Source organism: Oceanobacillus sp. M60 (assembly GCF_053839645.1).
In genome coordinates, this window is record NZ_JBSSNH010000003.1 from 584,900 (window position 1) to 603,493 (window position 18,594).

An 18,594-nucleotide genomic window follows, 5' to 3' on the forward strand; every position below is an offset into this window, starting at 1 on the left:
TTAATTAAAAAAGAGGTTATTGCCAATTAAAGGTAATAACCTCTTTTTCTGTTTTAAAAAGAAAAAATTAAATGTGACATCTTACTTACATATCGCCTGCATAAAACAATGGCAGAAATTCCTTTCAACAATTACCAATCACCTGTCGTCATATCGAGCTTTCTTTTTGCTCACACTAATGAAAAAGAAGGGAAGGTATTTAAAATATGCGAAAAAGCGTTTTCATCCTCTTACTAATACTGATAACAATACAATTTCATATCCCTTCAACCGCCCATGCAGAACAGGAAATGCCTGTAATGAAGGTGCATTTTATTAATGTTGGTCAAGGAGACAGTATTTTAATCGAGACGCCTTTAGACCGGACTATTTTAATTGATGGCGGACCTCCGGAGGCTGGCGATGCTCTGGTTAACTATATTAAGGAACGGCGGATTAATGAAATTGATTTAATGATTGCTACCCACCCAGATGTCGATCATATTGGCGGTTTAGTAAAGGTCCTGGATGAGATAGATGTAGGCGGTGTGCTTGATATCGGCAAGCTTCACCCGACAAAAACATTTGCAGCGTACATGAACCGGATTCGTGATTTACAAATACCGCTGACGATTGCTGAAAAAGATACTCCGATTGAGATTGATCCAATGATTTCACTGGATATTTGGAATGCAGCGCAGTCTTTGACTTCTCCTAATGCATCCTCGTTAGTTTTAAAGCTTAATTATGAAGAAACAGATATGCTTTTTATGGGCGATGTCGGTAAAAAAGAAGAAAAAGAAATACAAAAAAAACATGATGTCGACGCGGAATTGATTAAAATCGGGCATCACGGTTCGAATACAAGTACGGGTATGTCTTTTTTAGAAGCGGTAGACCCTGAAATTGCTATTTTAACCTACAGCAAAGATAATAACTACGGTCATCCTGTTCCTCGGGTGATTGAACATCTATACGAAATTAATGCGCTGATTTATTCTACTGCTGCTTTAGACAGTATTACAGTTGAAACGGATGGGGAGACGTTAATTGTAAATCCGAGAATGAATCCAATCCAAAAATTTGTGGAGGAACAGGCAGTGTAAACATCATATCTTTTACAATTTAATACAAAAATGATATCATTATAGTATAATAAAGATATGAAGGAGCGGATTTCATGCAGGAACGTAAAGCTTGGAGCATTAATGGCGCAATTGGAATCGGTCTGATTGTTGTTTTACTTGCATTAGGGGTATTCAGTATTGTTCAATCGTATGTTGTTTTAGGGGTTGTGCTTGTTTTAATTGCAGGTATTCTAATTAGCGGGATAACCATCGTGCAGCCTAATCAATCGATTGTCGTTATTTTCTTAGGTAAGTATATGGGAACGGTACGGCGTGAAGGAATTTTGATAACTGTGCCATTTTCTGTGCGCAGAACAATCTCCTTGAGAGTTCGTAACTTTAACAGTAATCGATTGAAAGTAAATGATGTAAACGGAAATCCAATTGAAATTGCTGCAGTGGTTGTTTTCAAAGTGGTAGATGCAGCCAAAGCCGTTTTTGACGTAGATCAATATGAAGATTTTGTGGAGATTCAAAGTGAAACAGCTATTCGCGCTGTGGCAACAACGTATCCATATGATTCTTTCACCAATGAAGAATTAACCTTACGTGGAAATGCAGATGAAGTATCAAACCAATTAACAACAGAGCTTCAAGATCGTCTGCAGGTTGCCGGAGTAGAAGTGATTGAAGCGAGGTTAACACACTTAGCATATTCTACAGAAATCGCTCAGGCGATGCTGCAGCGTCAGCAGGCAAGTGCAATTATCTCAGCCCGGGAGCAAATTGTTCAGGGTGCTGTCGGAATGGCTCAGGATGCTATTTCCCGCTTGGAAGCAGATAATGTAGTGGATTTAGATGATGAACGCAGAGTGGCGATGATTAATAACCTGCTTGTTGCCATTGTCTCCGATCAAGGAACACAGCCGGTAATCAATACAGGATCGCTTTACCAATAAGCAGGGGTTACTATGGCGAAGAAAAAAAACTTTCCATTACGTATCGATCCGGAGCTTTATGACATATTGCAGCGCTGGGCAAAGGATGAGTTTCGCAGTGTCAATAGCCACGTTGAATTTTTGCTGAGAGAATCTGCTAAACGAGCGGGAAGGCTGCCGAAAAAACAGGATAAGAAAATTGGGGAAGATTAAAGAATTTCGATGGAAATCCCAAACGAATAGCCTTAAGAAATCATCAGAAGCTGTTATTTCTTAAGGCTATTTTATTTAGGATACTTCCTCATCAGAGTTGACAGCAGCTTCTGAGTGAAATTGCTGATAGGACAAGTAATGCTTTTTTGTAATCACAAATAAATCATATATTGCTTCATTAGAATGTGCGTTAATGCGTTTATACATAGAGTCGTATAACTCATTTGCAAAAGTAACGTAAGGAAGCTTTAAAACAGCTTTTAAGGAACGTTTGTTACTTTTTTGCACTTTCATAAAGATACCATCAATGCCTTTAGTAGTAAAAAGTTCATGAAAGAAGGCATCTTTTGCTTGGCGATTATAGCCTTTACCAAAATACGGCTTACCGATCCAAGTAGCTAAAAATCCATAATTATCCTCTATATCAAAAAGATTAATCGTACCAATTGGCTGCTGATATTCATCTAAAATCGTTCTGGAAATTAATTCTCCACGGTCTTCCGCTTCTATTGTCTGCTTGGTTGAAAAGTAAAATTCATCCACGGTTGCAGCTTTTTGCCTGACAAATGGGTATACCTCGGGGGCTGTCATCAATTCATATAAAGCTGGCACTTCCATTAAATCACGTATTTTAAGCATAAAAATACCCTCCTTTTTCCAGGCGGGTACATTCATTAGCAAAAAAGCCGCAGCTAGTGAGTCACCCGCCCTCGAATTTTTATTTTTAAAGTAGCTTGGAAACAAAAATTCGGGGCGGGAATCGAACCCGCTAGAACCAGGAAACCCCGGTGGCGCACCATTTGCCTTCCCTATTTAATTGATCTTCTATCAATACAGCCGAATAGGCTGTTCATCAGCTCTTTTCAAATTCATTTTTGATAATTTTATTGTATGATTTTTTTGGTAAAATGCAAGTGTTTTTTTAATAATAAAGCATGAAATTTTTGTAAGTATATTTTGGACCAGCACAGCAGCTGCTGATTCGAAACTAGAAGGAGAGAGAAAGAAGCAGGAGAGAATGGTTACCGCACAAAGATAAGAAAATAGCATAAAAAACAACTTGATTGAGGAACATTTGTTCTGTATGATTTGTTTAGATAGACATCTCAGAAACTCACCTTATCAAAATAAAAGGATGTGTTTTTTATGCCCCAAATATGTCTCCGAAAAGTATACTCCTCATCAGAAACACCCTCTCTGCATGTACAGGAAGAATCCAGGGCATACAACAAATATCAAAGAAGAAAAGAGCGGACTAACAAAGCACTGCATCGAATACCGGATATTCAATTAATGGATTTAAAAGTAGACTATGCTTTTAAACAACTATTTGGAAACGAAAAGAATAAGGATATCACTGTCGTCTTTCTCAATGCCATTTTAGCCAAATCAGGAAGAAGCCCGATTCAGCAGCTTTACTTTCAAAATATCGAAATCGGCGGCGAGTATGAAGAGGACAAAAAGTCCAGATTAGACCTCTTAATTAGGGCGGAGAATAAAGAATGGGTCAACATAGAAATTCAAATCAATAATGCGTATAATATGATTAAAAGATCGCTGTATTATTGGTCGAGACTTTTTTCGGAACAGCTGAAAGAAGGGCAAAGCTATAAAGAATTGTACCCTGTTATTAGTATTAATATCATGCATTTTAACCTGCTGAATGAAACGGACGCCTTTCATAATATCTTCCGTTTATATGAGATGAAACAGAAATATCCATTAACCGATATGGTTGAATTTCATTTTGTGGAGATTCCTAAACTAATTACTGCCTGGAAGAATAACCAGCTGGATCCATGGGAAGATGTCTTAACGCGCTGGCTGCTGCTGTTAGGAACGGTAGACCGACGAAAGAATCACTTCTCGCAGTGTAACTGGCTGTAAGACTCCCACATTAAAAATAGAAAAGTCATGAAAATTTTAAGTGGAAGATCTAACAGCCAGTAACGGCCCGATTGGTTCAACTAAATGTTCAGTGGGGTGTAAAGAACCCCACTGAACAAAGTTTCACTTTATATAATGATATCTATCAAGAACTGGAGGAGATTGCGATGGTCGATAAAACGTTAAATGTTGCGATGCGGGTCTGGGAAGATTTAAGCCGTACAGAAGAAGAACGGCGGGAATATGAAATCCGTTTGAAGCAAATTTTAGATGAGCAATCTAAGAAGCAGGATAGAGAGTTGTTAGAGCAGGAAATGGAAGAAATGAAAGAGCAAAGAGAAGAAATGAAAATGGAGAAAGAAGAGCTGAAAGCAGAGAATGAAGAAATAAAGGCGAAGAAAGATAAAACAAAAAAACAAAAAGAAAAAGCAGAGAAACAGAAAGAAGAGGCGGAAATCAAAAGAAATGAAGCGGAACGAAAAAGGCTTGAAGCAGAGTCCGCACTAAAGGAATCTGCAAAACAGACGGCACTCAAAATGTTAGAGCAGGGGATAAGCCGAACGGCCATTTTACAGGTGACAGGTTTAACCTCAGAGCAATTAGAGCTGATTCAGCAAGAGGCATCAAAATAAGAGGATTGCAAAGTGCCTCATAAAACGGAAAATAACAAGGAGCATGCAGGAAAATAACACGGCATGCTCCTATACAAAACCAGCATTTTTTTCTTTGCTCTTTTAAGTGAAAAAGCATTTACATGATTTAATTATTTTTCAAATCTAATAAAGCCTGATCGAGGGAGGGGAAATCATACGTGAATCCGTGTTCGAGCGCCTTTTCTGGATACGCGTACTGTCCTTTTACCAGGAGCTGCGCCATTTCTCCCAAAGTAAGATAGAAGAATACAGCCGGCAAATGAAGCCAATTCGGCCGTTTGTATACCTGTGCTGCTTTTTTCATAAAATCTTTATTACGTTTAGGAGTAGGAGCAGTAATATTGACCGGCCCTTTTAGGGTATGATGTTCTAAGCCAAAGGTGATTAAGTTTACGGCATCTTGAACATGGATCCAGGAAAGCCATTGCTCGCCATCACTGATGTGTCCGCCTGTATATAATTTTACCGGCAATGACATAAGCGGAAATGCACCACTGTCCTTGCCAAGCAGTATGCCAAACCGGGCGTAGATTGTTCGAATTCCCAATTCTTCGGCTTCACTCGCTTCATTCTCCCATTGCCTTGTTACAGATGCAAGAAAATCAGTACCAGGCTGCGTTGTTGCCTCAGTGTAGATAAAATCTTCAGACATCCCGTAGAATCCTACTGCGGAGCCGCTAATAAATACATCTGGTTTTTCCTTCATGGCTTTCATTAATTGGACAAGATACTTGGTGACACGAAGGCGGCTGGTAAGGATAGTTTCCTTCTTTTTTTTCGTCCAGTATCCAAACAATGATTCTCCTGCAAGATTAATGACAGCATCTATTCTCGGAAGTTCATCTGCGGTCGTATCATATCCCTTAAAAGTCAAGTGCGATGTATTTGATTTTTTCTCAGGAGAACGGGTCAGAATGTATAATTTATGATTAAGGCCAGTGAGGTGTGCAGCTAATTTACTGCCAAAAAACCCTGTACCTCCGGTTATTAGTATGTTCATAATATTGAACCCTCCTTTAGATGATATTTTAAAGTATATATTTCATGTTATCTGCTTGCTTCATTTTTTGCTATGATAAAAAGAGAGGTGAATGAAGTTGCGGAAAATTACCCGAATTACAACGCAAAAAAAACAGAAGCATCGCTACAATATATTTTTAAACACATCAGCTGGTGATGAATATGGATTTAGTGTCGGTGAGGATATTCTCATTCAATTTCGTCTGGAGAAAGGAATGGAATTAGATAATGAACTCATCGAAACACTGAAGGAACAAGATAATCTCCATAAAGTATATACCCTTACTATTCACTTTTTAAGCTATCGAATACGTTCGGAAAAAGAAGTGATTACGTATTTACAGAAAAAAGAAGTGGAAGAGGAACAAATTGCTGTTATTATGCAACGATTGAAGAAAGAAAAACTGCTTGATGATCAGCAATTTGCTGAAATGTTTGTGCGCTCGCGTATGAATACAAGTTCAAAAGGTCCAAAAGTCATTGAACAGGAGCTGTTTGAAAAGGGGATTAGCGGACAAATTGCAGTAAATGCTTTAGAGCAATATACGTCAGCCCTGCAGAAAGAAAAAGTTCAAAAGCTGCTGGGAAAAAAAATAAAGCAAAGCTCGAAGGATTCTTTTCAAAAACAGATAAACCAAGCAAAAAATACGATTCTTCAAAAAGGATTTAATCAGCAGCTTGTTTTTGAAGCTATTCAGACTATGGATCAGGAAGAGGATACAAATCATGAGTGGGAGGCCTTGAAATTTCAAGGAGAAAAGCTGTATCAAAAACATGTAAAAAAATATGAAGGCTTCCAGCTCAAGCAAAAAGTAATGGAAGGTTTATATAGAAAAGGCTTCCATTTCGATATGATTCAGCAATTTGTTGAGAAATACATGGAAAATCAGGAATAAATGTAGGTTACTTTTCTGTTATATTTGGTACAATAGGAATCGACAGTAAGGGGGAGAAGAATGAAATTTCGATATAGTGATTATTCCATAGAACAGCTGCACCAAGAAATTGGGAAACTAAAAGAGCAGGCTCAAAAAGCAGAGCAGCTCGGGAATATTTCAGAGATGCAAATATGTGAAAGAAAAATGCAAGTAGCGCTTGCATATACAATGAGTCCGGATGATTTTGAAAAAGAGAAAATTTATCAGCTTAAAATGGAAACAGGCTATAAATTCAGAATATCCTATATTAATGGGGTATTTGCATGGGGTTATCGTATTGATTTATTAAATGAAGAAAGTGAAAATATTGAAGCCTTGCCAATCTCCTTATTAGGAAAAAAAGTGAGCTGAATAAAAACAACTCAGGCGAAATCCGTTTCACCTGAGTTGTTCCTTTTAGTTATTGAAATAAGGTACCGCTGTTTCAAACGCCTGAACCATTTGCGGGGTTACCGTATTCACTTCCTGTATAAGCTTTAAGGACTTGAGTCGCTTGGTATCAATTTACTTTGAAGCTTCTGTTCTGAGAAAATCCAGCCTGTATAGGAAGTAATTACTTCCAGGCTCTTATCCAGCTTTACCACAGCTACAAATGGATAATACCCTTTGCTGCGATAGCGTAAATCAATAAAACGGACTTCTATAATATCCTCTTCATCCGTATTTATTTCCCAGCGGTACACCGGTGAAAAATTTAAAAATGAAGAGATATTTTTATCTTTTATCGCAGCTTTGATGACATCTGTATCGGGTAAAGGAACTCGATAAAATTCATCAACAATCTCAATGTGCCGATTCTCAACGCTGCCTACATAATAACGGTCGCTTGTCGTAATAGCAACGCGCCAATAATTTTGTTTAAGCGTAGGGGACGTAGCGACAATCTCTGTATCAGGAAAATATTCTTTGATTTTCTGGACGATTTCCCTTTTGTCCATATAGCGTTTGATGTAATATAATACAATGACTGTATAAATAATCAGCCAAGTGTATCCGGGATTGGCACCTAATGCCCATGCAACGATACCAGCTACATTCAAGAAAAAAATGTAAGGATCAAATGTATTAATAAACCCTTTAGCAATCCATTTTTTGGTAAATGGCCGAAATGCCTGTGTACCATACGCATTAAATAAATCGACAAATACATGGATGGACACAGCTAACAAAGTCCATAGCCAGAGAGTCAAATAGCTCACTTCTGGAACAAATAAATAAATTACTCCAGATACAAGCAGGCTCCACATAAGAATAGCAGGGAGTGAATGAGACGCTCCGCGGTGCTGTCTTATATACGTTGCATTACTTTTTAATTTAAAAATTGTATCAAAATCAGGAGCGTGTGATCCGACGACTGTTCCAACCAATACGGCATGAAATAGAGTAGGATTACTTTGCACATTTGGGTCTAATGTTGCTAAACCGCCAAGTGCAACACCCATAACAATATGCGTACCAGTATCCATAGTTACATATCCTCCTTAAGTTGCTTCCATCAAAGCACTCCAATATTATTTTAACACATAGGACGTGAAAACATGAACGATAAAAGATTAGAACAAATAAATATTTCCGCTTTTCAAGAAGATTTACTTAGATGGTACGAAGAAAATAAACGTGATCTACCTTGGCGCGAAAATAATGATGCTTATCGCGTCTGGGTCTCAGAAATTATGCTTCAGCAAACAAAAGTAGATACGGTCATCCCTTATTTTAATCGGTTTATGGAGAAATATCCAACGGTATATGAACTGGCTGAAGCCGAACAGCAGGATGTTTTAAAACAATGGGAAGGCTTAGGTTATTATTCCCGCGCAAGAAATTTACAAACAGCAGTACGCGAGGTTGTGGAAACATATGATGGAAAAATCCCGGATGACCCGAAGCAGCTCGGTGACTTAAAAGGAGTTGGCCCTTATACGAAAGGGGCGATTCTTTCTATTGCTTATAATCAGCCGATTCCGGCAGTAGATGGTAATGTAATGCGTGTTTTCTCCCGTGTATTACACATTGAAGAAGATATTGCTTTAAGCTCCACCAAAAAGTTGTTTGAATACTACGTAGCGGAAATGATTTCAAAGGAAGATCCCTCCTCCTTTAATCAGGCTATTATGGATTTAGGTGCGACAATATGTACACCGAAGCAGCCTATGTGCATGTTCTGCCCAGTGATGGAGCATTGTCAAGCATACGTTGATGGAATCCAGGAAAAGCTGCCAGTGAAAAAGAAAGCGAAGAAGCAGCAAAAGAAAAAATATATTGCATTGCTGATCCAAAATCAGGAAGGGAAATATATTATTGAAAAAAGACCGGATTCTGGACTATTGGCAGGATTATGGCAATTTCCAATGATTCCTGCCGATGATATTGTAAAAAAGGACTGGCAGCCATGGCTGGAAGAGAATTATGGGTTAGATGTGGATATCAAAGCATCGTGTACATCCATCAAGCATGTTTTTTCACATATCATTTGGAATGTAGACGTACGTAAAGCAATCACAAATCAGGAAACAGTAAAGGATGACCGCTTAAAATTTGTTTCTTTAGAAGAGCTGAAAGAATTTCCTTTTCCTGTTCCACATCAAAAAATGATACCTTTTTTAGAAGGAAAATGAAATTTTATTGAATGCAACGAGGAAATATAAATCCTGATAAAAATTTTTGTCATCAAAAAAACGCCTTAATGCTTTATTTACCGGGGTTTTCAACACGCTAAAAATATTTCTTTAAAAAAGTTTGGATAAAGAAATGCGCTTCTGGACAAATTAATTATTGCGGAGGTGATATTGATGGCTAAAAAACAAAATCAACAAAACCAACAAAATCCTGCAAAAACAAACGCAGCTGAAGTAAGAAAGCAAAACCAACAAGCAGCTCAAGGACAATATGGTACTGAGTTTGCTCAAGAAACAGATGCACAAGAAGTGAAAAAGCAAAACCAACAATCTCAACAAAACAAGCAATAACATCTGTTTTACCCAAAAGGGTTTCCAATTACGGAAACCCTTTTAATGATTCTACATATCAATGAAGAAACCATTATGGAAATAAAAAGGACTTATCCTTTAACTTTTATGGCTGAAGGCTTATAATATAAGATAATTCATAAATCACTGTATGAAAATGGAGAGGGAGATTTTGGATGGTTTCTCCAAACGCTGGTTCCAAAATGATGATACAAAGTTATAAACATAATGGACAACTTCATAGAATCTGGAAAAATAGTGTCGTATTAAAAGGGACGGAAAGTATTATAATCGGAGCGAATGATCGGACAAAAGTCATTGAAAGCGATGGTCATTCCTGGATGACGAGAGAGCCGGCCATTTGTTATTTTGATGCGAAGCATTGGTTTAATATTATTGGTATGCTTAGGGATGATGGAATTCATTATTACTGTAATCTCAGCTCCCCATTTGTTTACGATGAGGGTGCGGAATCGCTAAAATACATTGACTACGATTTAGATGTGAAGGTATTTCCTGATATGACATTTAATCTTCTTGATGAAGATGAATATGAAGAAAATAAAGTTTTGATGAAATACCCAGAAGAAATTCATCATATTCTTTATCAGCAATTAGAAGTATTAATTCATTGGATTCGCCAGGGAAAGGGTCCTTTTTCTCCGGGGTTTGTCGATGATTGGTATGAAATGTACTTAACGTATCATTAAATTTGAAAAGAAAACAAATATTTTTAGCGATGTTTGAGCGGTTTGATTGCAATTCGACTGAGTAAAAGGGTATCCTTGTTACGGATGACATAACGAGGATATCCTTTTTTTATTTAGAGGGATATTAAAACGAAATACCTTTTCAAGTAGAGGAAGTTGATAAATGAGCAGCATCAAACAGTATATGAAATTTGTAAAACCATACACATGGAAGATTATTTGGACATTACTCATCGGTGTTGTTAAATTTGGTATTCCGCTGTTAATGCCTTTGATTTTGAAATACGTTATCGATGATATTGTTACGGTAGAAAACATGACCCAATCCGAGAGAATAACCCGTTTATTCTGGATTATGGGTATTTCTTTTGTCGTATTTTTAATTGTCCGCCCGCCGGTTGAGTATATTCGTCAATACTTAGCGCAGTGGGTCGGGAATAAAATTCTTTTTGATATCAGAGGAAAATTATTCGATCATCTTCAAAAGCTAAGCCTGAAATTCTATTCGAAGACCAAAACAGGTGAAATCATCTCAAGGGTAATTCATGATGTGGAGCAGACGAAAAATTTTGTGATGACCGGGTTAATGAATATTTGGCTGGATGTCACAACCATTTTAATTGCTATCATTATTATGTTTACCATGGATGTGCCGCTCACCTTTGTATCGATTATTTTATTCCCGCTGTTCGGGATTTCTGTCAAATACTTTTTCGGGCGCTTACGCCGTCTGACAAGAGAAAGGTCACAAGCTCTGGCAGAAGTACAAGGCCACTTGCATGAGCGTATCCAAGGGGTGCCGGTGACAAGAAGCTTTGCGCTGGAAGATTATGAAGATGAGCAGTTTGATAAAAGAAACCGTCATTTCCTGGACCGGGCTTTAAAGCATACGGATTGGAACGCCAGAACCTTTGCCGTGACCAATACGATTACTGACTTGGCGCCGCTGCTCGTCATTGCTTTTGCAGGTTATCAGGTTATTATGGGCAACACCTCACTCGGAACGATGGTAGCCTTCGTCGGGTATATGGAGCGGGTGTACAGTCCATTACGCAGACTGATCAACTCATCAACGACGTTAGTACAATCCATTGCGTCTATTGACCGTGTATTTGAATTAATGAATGAGCCATATGATATTACGGACAAAAAGGGTGCGGTTGATCCGGGAAGACTGAAAGGAAAAGTATCCTTTAACCATGTCTCCTTCCGATATGATGAGGAAGAAGTGTCAGTGCTTAAGGATATCGACCTTCATGTCCAAAAAGGAGAGACCATAGCCTTTGTCGGAATGAGTGGGGGAGGAAAATCGACACTAATCAGTTTGATTCCACGCTTTTACGATGTCACAGGCGGGTCGATTGAAATCGACGGAATGGACTTAAGGGATATGCAGGCCCGGGCGCTGCGGGACAATATTGGAATGGTGCTTCAGGATAATATTCTGTTCTCCGAATCAATTGAAACGAATATCCGGATGGGGAATCCAGAGGCAACGAGAGAGGAAGTCATTCGGGCGGCTAAAGCAGCAAATGCGCATGACTTTATTGATGAAATGCCCGAGGGCTATGAAACCATGGTGGGAGAACGCGGTGTGAAGTTATCTGGCGGCCAGAAGCAGCGGATAGCTATCGCGCGTGTTTTCTTGAAAAATCCGCCGCTGTTAATTTTTGATGAAGCAACATCAGCACTTGATTTAGAAAGTGAACATCTTATTCAGGAAACACTGGAGAAGCTTGCTTCAGACCGGACAACGTTTATTGTTGCCCACCGTCTAGCAACCATTACTCACGCAAATCGCATTGTTGTTGTGGAAAATGGGGAAATTGTAGAAATAGGTTCGCATGAGGAATTAATGCGGCTCCGCGGTCATTATTATGATTTGTATCAGATTCAAAATTTGGATGAATAAAATTCATTTACAGGATAAAAAAGCATTTCCCAGAGGTTGATTTCTCCGGGAAATGCTTTTTTTATCGTGCCATTATATTATTTTTTCTCAGCCATTTTTGCAAATGCACGACCTGCAGCATCGATGGTATTTTCAATATCAGAGTCTGTATGCTCTGTTGTTAAGAACCATGCTTCGTACTTAGAAGGAGCTAAATTAATACCTTCGTTCAGCATAAGCTGGAAGAAGGTTGCAAAGGCCTCTCCGTCTGAAGCATCTGCTTCACTGTAATTGGTTACTTTATCAACGCCAAAGTATACGGTTAAAGCTCCGCAAAGGCGATTTATAGTAATGTGGATACCAAATTCTTCTGCTTTTTCCAAGATACCTTCTTCAAGCCGTTTTCCAAGACGTTCTAATTCTTCATATACCCCATCTTCTTGTAACACCTCTAGGCATGCAATACCCGCTGCCATTGAAGCGGGATTTCCGGACATGGTGCCGGCCTGATAGGCAGGCCCGAGTGGTGCAACCTGCTCCATAATATCCTTGCGTCCGCCATAAGCGCCAATTGGAAGACCGCCGCCAATGATTTTACCCATTGCTGTTAAATCAGGCTCGATATTGTAGATTTGCTGCGCACTTCCATAGGTGAAACGGAAGGCAGTAATTACCTCGTCATAAATAACTAGCGCACCGGCACGATGGGTAAGCTCATTTACTTCTTGTAAAAAGCCTTCGAACGGTTCGACAATTCCGAAGTTTCCTACAATCGGCTCAACCAGCACAGCTGCAATTTCACCTTCCCAGCGATGAAGGGCTTGTTTAAAGGCATTTAAATCATTAAATGGAACGGTGATTACCTCTGCAGCACTGGAAGCAGGAACTCCGGCTGAATCCGGCGTGCCCAGTGTAGAAGGCCCAGATCCTGCCTCTACCAATACAGCATCGAAATGGCCGTGGTAGCAGCCTGCGAATTTAATGATTTTGGTACGGTTTGTATAGGCGCGGGCTACACGGATAGTCGTCATCACAGCCTCTGTGCCTGAATTATTAAAACGTACCTTTTCTAATGAAGGCATTGCTTCTTTTAACATTTTCGCAAATGTGTTTTCCAGCTCCGTTGGTGTCCCGTATAGAACACCAGTTGTGGCTGCTTCAGCAATCGCTTTTGCGATATGCGGGTGAGCGTGGCCAGTTATTATCGGTCCATATGCAGCTAAATAATCAATATACTTATTATCATCCACATCCCAGAAATAAGCACCTTGTCCTCTTTTCATATAGACAGGAGAGCCCCCGCCTACAGCTTTATAAGAGCGGGAAGGAGAATTCACCCCGCCGACAATATGTTGTAAAGCTTCTTGATGCAGCTTCTCAGAATTTGTAAATTTCATTATTTCGTTTCCTCCTCATTCTTCCCAACTTGTAAAGGTTATGACACGCTTTTACAAGTTCATTTAAAAGGTAAAATGAACAATTTGGTTTTCTGTAATATTTTACCCAGTTACTAATATAACAAAAAATTGCATAGAAAACTTGTACAAACTGTTTTGGTTTCTGCATATACATAGGAAAAGCGGATATTACAAATTGAGATTCCTCATATTTTGACGTTTGCATCTAGTTGTTTTTTTAATGAGGGAAGGCAGTAGGGGAGGAGTAAAAGAGATGAGTATCCCTTGGATATTCCTTATTACGATTATCATTTTAATTGGAAAAAGCATCTATGATTTCATTCAATATAAATTAGTTCATTCACGTATACAAATGAAGGAAGGACATTTTTCTTTAGAAATTTTTATTGCTATGCTGATTGTTTATTGCATTACAATGGTTGGCTACGGCTTAATCTATTTTATTCTATCCTTTCAAGGAATCGTCATTGTGGAGCATGGAGAGCTTAGAGAAGTGACGATATGGGGATCGGTTGTTCATTCTATTTATTTCAGCGGGGTCACTTTGCTGACTCTCGGCTATGGTGACTTAGCGCCCGTCGGCATCGGCAGAATCATTGCTATCTCAGAAGCGCTGATTGGCTACATATTGCCGGCTGCTTTTGTATTAAAAGTTGTACAAATCAGCAGCAGAGACAATGATAAATGAATCTTACCCTGCAATGTGCTATATTTAAGGAAGAAGATCGATTGTTTAAATGGAGGGATTGGATGCAAGTCGAATTAGGAACAAAAGTAAAAGATTTTACCCTGCCCAATCAAAACGGGGAGGAAGTCAGCTTATCAGATTTTCAAGGAAAGTACGTTGTTTTATATTTTTATCCAAAAGATATGACACCAGGATGCACCACAGAAGCATGTGATTTCAGAGACCATCATGAAAGATTCAGAGAGCTGGATGCGGTTATTGTCGGGATCAGCCCGGATCCGGAAGCACGTCATCAAAAGTTTATCGACAAGCATGAACTGCCATTTACCTTGCTTTCTGATGAAAATCATCAGGCAGCTGATCAATTTGGAGTATGGAAGCTAAAGAAAAACTTTGGCAAGGAATATTATGGTATTGAGCGCTCTACATTTATTTTAGATAAAGAAGGAAAGCTAATCAAAGAATATCGGAAAGTCCGGGTTAAAGATCATGTTGTAGATGCGTTAAATTATTTGAAGGAAAATAAAGCGGATTAAAATATAGAGGGATTGGGGTGGAGCAGCTTTGCGAATCTATACCAGATCAGGAGATAAAGGACAGACATCGTTAGTCTATGGGCAACGCGTACCAAAGAACCATCTAAGAGTAGAGGCGTATGGCACATGTGATGAAGTGAATTCCAGTATTGGCTTGGCAGTAAGCTATATCGAAGAAACGGATTGGGATAAAAAGGCTGCTTTTCTTGATCAGCTGCACCGCGTACAGACCATTCTTTTTCATGTTGGTGCAGAATTATCGACGCCAAAGGGGAAGGAAGTTTATTGGAAGCTTGAACAGAAGCATATTGATGAGATGGAAAAACAGATTGATGAATGGGACCAATCACTCGAACCTTTAAAGAATTTTATCCTGCCATCTGGTCACAGAGCAGCGAGTGCCCTTCATCACGCGCGTACTGTAGCAAGACGGGCAGAGCGTTTGACTGTAGGATTGGAAGATGAAGTGGATAATAAGCTTGTTTTCGTTTATTTAAATCGGTTGTCTGATTATTTATTTGTTGCTGCCAGGTATGTCAATCAGCAGCTTGGCGGAGATGAAAAGTCTCTCCATGTGGATGTTTGATTAACGTGAATTAATTGACATTATGCACACAGGGCGATACACTAATTATAAGAATTATAATATAATAATATTATTAATTGGGAAGAGAGGTGTTTAGGGTGTCTGAAGTTAAATTACGGCAAGCAATCGATACTTTGAAAAAATCAGGCGTCCGGATTACACCACAGCGACACGCCGTGCTGGAGTATTTGCTTAATTCAATGACTCACCCGACTGCGGATGATATATATAAAGCACTTGAAGGAAAATTTCCCAATATGAGTGTTGCGACCGTTTATAATAATTTACGTGTATTAAAAGATATCGGACTGGTTAGAGAACTCACATATGGAGATGCTTCGAGCAGATTTGACTGTAATACCTCAGATCATTATCATATCATTTGCAATCAGTGTGGAAAGATTGTTGATTTTCACTATCCTTCTTTAGAGGAAGTGGAATCACTGGCTGAACAGGTGACAGGTTTTGATGTAAGCCATCACCGCCTGGAGGTTTATGGTACATGCAATGCCTGCAAAGAGCAGCAGGCAGCAAATGAACAGTAAAGCATGTTAAAAATCGGGTTCGCTGATAAGAAAACAGGCGAGGCCGATTTTTAATTATTATATAAAAAAAGCACCATGTTTGCGGGATGTTCCTTTAACGAAATCCTCCAAAGCATGGTGCCTTTTTATTATTTGTTTTCTTCACGGAATTTGCGATGATTATACCGTTCATCAAAATTTTTACCTTCTAAGTTCTTATCCAAAGTCAGCGGTTCTTTGCAATGCATGCAAGCATCTACACGTCCCAGCATTTTTGTAGGTTTTTCGCAGTTTGGACAAACCACAGGAACTGCCCTCAAGGATAAGGTGCCAATCCATATGTATACAACACAGCTCAGTACAATCATCAGTATGCCCAATATAAACAGACCGAGCATGAGCCACTGAATATTACGAACCATAAGCCCGCCATACATGATTAGTATACCAGCAAACACAAGGATTAAGGCAAAGGTGCGTATTTTATTTATTTTACTTGAATAAGTCAATTGTTTCGCCATTTAAATCCCCCTTAAGTTACAAATTTAGTATATCATAGAATATTAGAAGAATGAATTTTAAAGAAAATATAGCGAGGTCAGCCATACAATGACGGCGAATCGTTTCCGTTTGATTGGGGATTCCGTATTTTTCTCCCGGCGAGAAATCAAAAATTAAAATTTTATCCTTTCTTTACGATGCAAAAAAGGTTTTTTTAAAGTATATATCGAATTATGTTTATTAGAGGCAAAACAGGGAGGCAACAATAGACATGGAGAATTTTCAAAGAATGATTTATCAGGAGCATGCAAGCAATCCAAATACATTAGGAATACTTATTGTGGAGAAAACACTTTTTGATCATCCAATTACAGATGAATTTGATAGCATCTTATTGATTATTGTCGAAAAACAAGAAGTCGATTGGTTTGTAAAACATTATGAAGTAAATGGTCAGACCGTAGCGATGCACATTGTAACGAAATCACTTCTGATGGATTGGATTGATACGAGCGGTTATCGACGTGCAGCAGAATGGGTGATTTATGGAAGAAAAGCCTATGACAGGAATGAATTTATAAAAGAATTAAAAGAGGAGCTTCAATCTTTTCCAGAGGAAAAACGTACACTTAGAAAAATAATTGACTTTGGAAAGCTTCTAAAAAACTATAGTGAAGGAAAAGCGTTATATGAAGCAAAAGAAGTAATGGATTCATACAGCAAAATTTTAAATGCACTTCATTATTTAGCGAGGCTATCCGTTATTGATCAGGGCTATTATCCAGAAGTAACTGTCTGGAACCAGGTAAAGAGCATTGATTTAGAAGTCTACAAGCTATATGAAAAGTTAATGGACAGCACAGAGAATTTAGAAAAGAGAATTGAGCTTATGCTGATTGCAATGGATTTTGTCCTGCTGAATAAAGCGGAGTCTGCTTCAACACATTTATTAAACTTATTAAACGAAGAAGAAGACTATTGGTCATATGCCTCTATTAAAGAATTGCCGGAAATTGAACACTACAGTCTGGATTTACATGCGATTATTTCTTATTTAGAAGAGAAGGATATTATTGATATGAAACTTGTCCCCACCAAAAATCCAGATGTGTTTCAGAGAATGTATAAAGTAAAGAAGTTAGAAGAAGTATAATGAGGATTTCTAAATGGAACATTCCAGAAAGAAAACAAATTACTTATTCTGCAATTTTTGAAATTGTAGCGTAAGTAATTTTTGGTGTCTACTATATATTATCTTATATCCGCAGAAGGTTATTTTAGAATAAAAGGAATCTGGGGATGGATGAGATTATAGAAGAAGGAACTTTTTCTTCATTGTTCAGTATAGAATTTAAAAAAACGCGTTGAATAATGATTTACTGTATAAGTGGTACTGAGAATTTGAATGGAATCCCCGATAAAAAAGAGTAACAATTAATTGGTGATTATAATAACTTAGAGAGGAAGCAAGACTTCTTATTACAAATTTATATATTAAAGTTTTTCCTAATTATGCTTGAAGTGTGTGGAGAGAGTGTAACTTGTTTTTTGATAAAAAGAAAATTTGGACTGATTTTCATCTGCTTTTTAAAATGGGAAGAAGAAAAGTTAAAAAGAACGTAGTTATTTTCTGTCCATTTGCTTCTTTATAATGGAACATCTGCAAAGAGAAAAGGATGAAGAAACAAAATAGCAATAAAAAGAAGAAGTATATTCTCCATTGCTGTAATATGTAAAGTGAGCTCTCTGAAAGCTGGTATGGCAACGTTTTGTTTCGTTGTCTATCATTTGTTAAACTTACAGTTCCCCTATATGAAGCTGTTTTTAAAATCCACTTCGGATAAATTTTAAAATAATCGTTGACTTTCTATTTTCAGCATGGTAAAGTTAATTTCGTTGCTGATTTGAGCGGGCGCTCAGCTAACATGAAATAAAAAAAGTTGTTGACAACAAATTTGCTTTCATGTTATATTAATAGAGTCGCTGCTTGAAGCGAAGCAATACAAATTGCTCTTTGAAAACTGAACAAAACAACCAGTACGAAAGAAGAAAGACAACCTCGTTTTTCTTAAAAAATAA

The 18,594-nt window shown here is 38.2% G+C and carries 21 protein-coding genes; 16 read left to right on the forward strand and 5 right to left on the reverse strand.

The genetic code is table 11. The features are described from left to right. Positions 1 to 299 precede the first annotated feature (299 nt). The 3 genes from ACW0TQ_RS10675 (at position 300) to ACW0TQ_RS10685 (ending at position 2,197) form a co-directional block, all read left to right on the forward strand. Positions 300 to 1,085, forward strand: coding sequence for a ComEC/Rec2 family competence protein (locus ACW0TQ_RS10675; RefSeq protein WP_244882386.1), 786 nt, complete (start codon positions 300 to 302; stop codon positions 1,083 to 1,085). A gap of 74 nt (positions 1,086 to 1,159) precedes the next feature. Further along, positions 1,160 to 2,005, forward strand: coding sequence for an SPFH domain-containing protein (locus tag ACW0TQ_RS10680; protein ID WP_042533421.1), 846 nt, complete (start codon positions 1,160 to 1,162; stop codon positions 2,003 to 2,005). A gap of 12 nt (positions 2,006 to 2,017) precedes the next feature. Then, positions 2,018 to 2,197, forward strand: coding sequence for a type II toxin-antitoxin system antitoxin (locus ACW0TQ_RS10685; protein ID WP_042533423.1), 180 nt, complete (start codon positions 2,018 to 2,020; stop codon positions 2,195 to 2,197). Positions 2,198 to 2,272: 75 nt separating this feature from the next. On the opposite strand, the gene ACW0TQ_RS10690 is transcribed toward ACW0TQ_RS10685, so the two are convergent. Next, complete coding sequence (locus tag ACW0TQ_RS10690) at positions 2,273 to 2,836, reverse strand: GNAT family N-acetyltransferase (RefSeq protein WP_042533425.1); 564 nt, start codon at positions 2,834 to 2,836, stop codon at positions 2,273 to 2,275. A 507-nt stretch (positions 2,837 to 3,343) separates the two neighbouring features. Here ACW0TQ_RS10690 and ACW0TQ_RS10695 point away from each other — a divergent pair. Both ACW0TQ_RS10695 and ACW0TQ_RS10700 read left to right on the forward strand, forming a co-directional pair. Then, positions 3,344 to 4,084: an Rpn family recombination-promoting nuclease/putative transposase gene (locus ACW0TQ_RS10695; RefSeq protein ID WP_455725643.1), complete on the forward strand. Its 741-nt coding sequence runs from the start codon at positions 3,344 to 3,346 to the stop codon at positions 4,082 to 4,084. A 167-nt stretch (positions 4,085 to 4,251) separates the two neighbouring features. Further along, positions 4,252 to 4,716: a hypothetical protein gene (locus tag ACW0TQ_RS10700; RefSeq protein ID WP_042533427.1), complete on the forward strand. Its 465-nt coding sequence runs from the start codon at positions 4,252 to 4,254 to the stop codon at positions 4,714 to 4,716. A 127-nt stretch (positions 4,717 to 4,843) separates the two neighbouring features. Here ACW0TQ_RS10700 and ACW0TQ_RS10705 read toward each other — a convergent pair whose 3' ends face one another. Next, on the reverse strand, positions 4,844 to 5,737 hold the full coding sequence (locus tag ACW0TQ_RS10705) for a TIGR01777 family oxidoreductase (protein WP_042533429.1): 894 nt from the start codon (positions 5,735 to 5,737) through the stop codon (positions 4,844 to 4,846). 91 nt (positions 5,738 to 5,828) lie between these two features. Between ACW0TQ_RS10705 and recX the strand changes: the two genes are divergently transcribed. Further along, positions 5,829 to 6,653 carry a recombination regulator RecX gene (gene recX / locus ACW0TQ_RS10710; protein WP_455725644.1) on the forward strand — a complete coding sequence of 275 codons (825 nt, stop codon included), beginning with the start codon at positions 5,829 to 5,831 and terminating at the stop codon, positions 6,651 to 6,653. A gap of 60 nt (positions 6,654 to 6,713) precedes the next feature. Continuing rightward, positions 6,714 to 7,046, forward strand: coding sequence for a YfhH family protein (locus ACW0TQ_RS10715; protein WP_042533433.1), 333 nt, complete (start codon positions 6,714 to 6,716; stop codon positions 7,044 to 7,046). Between the two features lie 125 nt (positions 7,047 to 7,171). Here ACW0TQ_RS10715 and ACW0TQ_RS10720 read toward each other — a convergent pair whose 3' ends face one another. Continuing rightward, the gene (locus ACW0TQ_RS10720) at positions 7,172 to 8,161 is read right to left on the reverse strand and encodes a metal-dependent hydrolase (RefSeq protein ID WP_042533435.1); all 990 of its coding nucleotides are present in this window, start codon (positions 8,159 to 8,161) and stop codon (positions 7,172 to 7,174) included. 72 nt (positions 8,162 to 8,233) lie between these two features. Here ACW0TQ_RS10720 and mutY point away from each other — a divergent pair, with 72 nt between their 5' ends. The 4 genes from mutY to ACW0TQ_RS10740 all read left to right on the forward strand — a co-directional run bounded on the left by mutY (position 8,234) and on the right by ACW0TQ_RS10740 (position 12,283). Then, positions 8,234 to 9,310, forward strand: coding sequence for an A/G-specific adenine glycosylase (gene mutY, locus ACW0TQ_RS10725; protein ID WP_042533437.1), 1,077 nt, complete (start codon positions 8,234 to 8,236; stop codon positions 9,308 to 9,310). Positions 9,311 to 9,484: 174 nt separating this feature from the next. Next, a complete protein-coding gene (locus ACW0TQ_RS10730; RefSeq protein WP_040984584.1) occupies positions 9,485 to 9,661 on the forward strand; it encodes a gamma-type small acid-soluble spore protein in 177 nt (58 codons plus the stop codon). A 176-nt stretch (positions 9,662 to 9,837) separates the two neighbouring features. Next, positions 9,838 to 10,371, forward strand: a complete 534-nt coding sequence (gene ntdP / locus ACW0TQ_RS10735; RefSeq protein WP_042533439.1) for a nucleoside tri-diphosphate phosphatase — start codon at positions 9,838 to 9,840, stop codon at positions 10,369 to 10,371. A gap of 163 nt (positions 10,372 to 10,534) precedes the next feature. Then, positions 10,535 to 12,283, forward strand: coding sequence for an ABC transporter ATP-binding protein (locus ACW0TQ_RS10740; protein WP_193065388.1), 1,749 nt, complete (start codon positions 10,535 to 10,537; stop codon positions 12,281 to 12,283). 77 nt (positions 12,284 to 12,360) lie between these two features. On the opposite strand, the gene ACW0TQ_RS10745 is transcribed toward ACW0TQ_RS10740, so the two are convergent. Then, the gene (locus ACW0TQ_RS10745) at positions 12,361 to 13,659 is read right to left on the reverse strand and encodes a glutamate-1-semialdehyde 2,1-aminomutase (protein ID WP_042533443.1); all 1,299 of its coding nucleotides are present in this window, start codon (positions 13,657 to 13,659) and stop codon (positions 12,361 to 12,363) included. Positions 13,660 to 13,933: 274 nt separating this feature from the next. On the opposite strand from ACW0TQ_RS10745, the gene ACW0TQ_RS10750 reads away from it, so the two are divergent. From ACW0TQ_RS10750 to perR, 4 genes are all read left to right on the forward strand, one after another. Continuing rightward, positions 13,934 to 14,368, forward strand: coding sequence for a potassium channel family protein (locus tag ACW0TQ_RS10750; protein WP_042533445.1), 435 nt, complete (start codon positions 13,934 to 13,936; stop codon positions 14,366 to 14,368). A gap of 62 nt (positions 14,369 to 14,430) precedes the next feature. Further along, a complete protein-coding gene (gene bcp, locus ACW0TQ_RS10755; protein ID WP_042533447.1) occupies positions 14,431 to 14,904 on the forward strand; it encodes a thioredoxin-dependent thiol peroxidase in 474 nt (157 codons plus the stop codon). A 28-nt stretch (positions 14,905 to 14,932) separates the two neighbouring features. Next, the gene (locus ACW0TQ_RS10760) at positions 14,933 to 15,490 is read left to right on the forward strand and encodes a cob(I)yrinic acid a,c-diamide adenosyltransferase (protein ID WP_042533449.1); all 558 of its coding nucleotides are present in this window, start codon (positions 14,933 to 14,935) and stop codon (positions 15,488 to 15,490) included. Positions 15,491 to 15,588: 98 nt separating this feature from the next. Then, a complete protein-coding gene (gene perR, locus ACW0TQ_RS10765) occupies positions 15,589 to 16,035 on the forward strand; it encodes a peroxide-responsive transcriptional repressor PerR (protein ID WP_042533451.1) in 447 nt (148 codons plus the stop codon). Between the two features lie 128 nt (positions 16,036 to 16,163). Here the strand turns inward: perR and ACW0TQ_RS10770 are convergent, their stop codons facing one another. Then, on the reverse strand, positions 16,164 to 16,535 hold the full coding sequence (locus ACW0TQ_RS10770) for a YgzB family protein (RefSeq protein ID WP_042533453.1): 372 nt from the start codon (positions 16,533 to 16,535) through the stop codon (positions 16,164 to 16,166). A 251-nt stretch (positions 16,536 to 16,786) separates the two neighbouring features. On the opposite strand from ACW0TQ_RS10770, the gene ACW0TQ_RS10775 reads away from it, so the two are divergent. Further along, complete coding sequence (locus ACW0TQ_RS10775) at positions 16,787 to 17,668, forward strand: nucleotidyltransferase-like protein (protein ID WP_042533455.1); 882 nt, start codon at positions 16,787 to 16,789, stop codon at positions 17,666 to 17,668. The last annotated feature ends 926 nt before the right edge of the window (positions 17,669 to 18,594 follow it).

What these genes read in the sequence shown, in the direction of transcription:
- ACW0TQ_RS10675 (WP_244882386.1), top strand. Translation starts at nt 300, where the DNA reads ATGAAGGTGCATTTTATTAATGTTGGTCAAGGAGACAGTATTTTAATC.
- ACW0TQ_RS10680 (WP_042533421.1), top strand. Translation starts at nt 1,160, where the DNA reads ATGCAGGAACGTAAAGCTTGGAGCATTAATGGCGCAATTGGAATCGGT.
- ACW0TQ_RS10685 (WP_042533423.1), top strand. Translation starts at nt 2,018, where the DNA reads ATGGCGAAGAAAAAAAACTTTCCATTACGTATCGATCCGGAGCTTTAT.
- ACW0TQ_RS10690 (WP_042533425.1), bottom strand. Translation starts at nt 2,836, where the DNA reads ATGCTTAAAATACGTGATTTAATGGAAGTGCCAGCTTTATATGAATTG.
- ACW0TQ_RS10695 (WP_455725643.1), top strand. Translation starts at nt 3,344, where the DNA reads ATGCCCCAAATATGTCTCCGAAAAGTATACTCCTCATCAGAAACACCC.
- ACW0TQ_RS10700 (WP_042533427.1), top strand. Translation starts at nt 4,252, where the DNA reads ATGGTCGATAAAACGTTAAATGTTGCGATGCGGGTCTGGGAAGATTTA.
- ACW0TQ_RS10705 (WP_042533429.1), bottom strand. Translation starts at nt 5,737, where the DNA reads ATGAACATACTAATAACCGGAGGTACAGGGTTTTTTGGCAGTAAATTA.
- recX (WP_455725644.1), top strand. Translation starts at nt 5,829, where the DNA reads ATGAAGTTGCGGAAAATTACCCGAATTACAACGCAAAAAAAACAGAAG.
- ACW0TQ_RS10715 (WP_042533433.1), top strand. Translation starts at nt 6,714, where the DNA reads ATGAAATTTCGATATAGTGATTATTCCATAGAACAGCTGCACCAAGAA.
- ACW0TQ_RS10720 (WP_042533435.1), bottom strand. Translation starts at nt 8,161, where the DNA reads ATGGATACTGGTACGCATATTGTTATGGGTGTTGCACTTGGCGGTTTA.
- mutY (WP_042533437.1), top strand. Translation starts at nt 8,234, where the DNA reads ATGAACGATAAAAGATTAGAACAAATAAATATTTCCGCTTTTCAAGAA.
- ACW0TQ_RS10730 (WP_040984584.1), top strand. Translation starts at nt 9,485, where the DNA reads ATGGCTAAAAAACAAAATCAACAAAACCAACAAAATCCTGCAAAAACA.
- ntdP (WP_042533439.1), top strand. Translation starts at nt 9,838, where the DNA reads ATGGTTTCTCCAAACGCTGGTTCCAAAATGATGATACAAAGTTATAAA.
- ACW0TQ_RS10740 (WP_193065388.1), top strand. Translation starts at nt 10,535, where the DNA reads ATGAGCAGCATCAAACAGTATATGAAATTTGTAAAACCATACACATGG.
- ACW0TQ_RS10745 (WP_042533443.1), bottom strand. Translation starts at nt 13,659, where the DNA reads ATGAAATTTACAAATTCTGAGAAGCTGCATCAAGAAGCTTTACAACAT.
- ACW0TQ_RS10750 (WP_042533445.1), top strand. Translation starts at nt 13,934, where the DNA reads ATGAGTATCCCTTGGATATTCCTTATTACGATTATCATTTTAATTGGA.
- bcp (WP_042533447.1), top strand. Translation starts at nt 14,431, where the DNA reads ATGCAAGTCGAATTAGGAACAAAAGTAAAAGATTTTACCCTGCCCAAT.
- ACW0TQ_RS10770 (WP_042533453.1), bottom strand. Translation starts at nt 16,535, where the DNA reads ATGGCGAAACAATTGACTTATTCAAGTAAAATAAATAAAATACGCACC.
- ACW0TQ_RS10775 (WP_042533455.1), top strand. Translation starts at nt 16,787, where the DNA reads ATGGAGAATTTTCAAAGAATGATTTATCAGGAGCATGCAAGCAATCCA.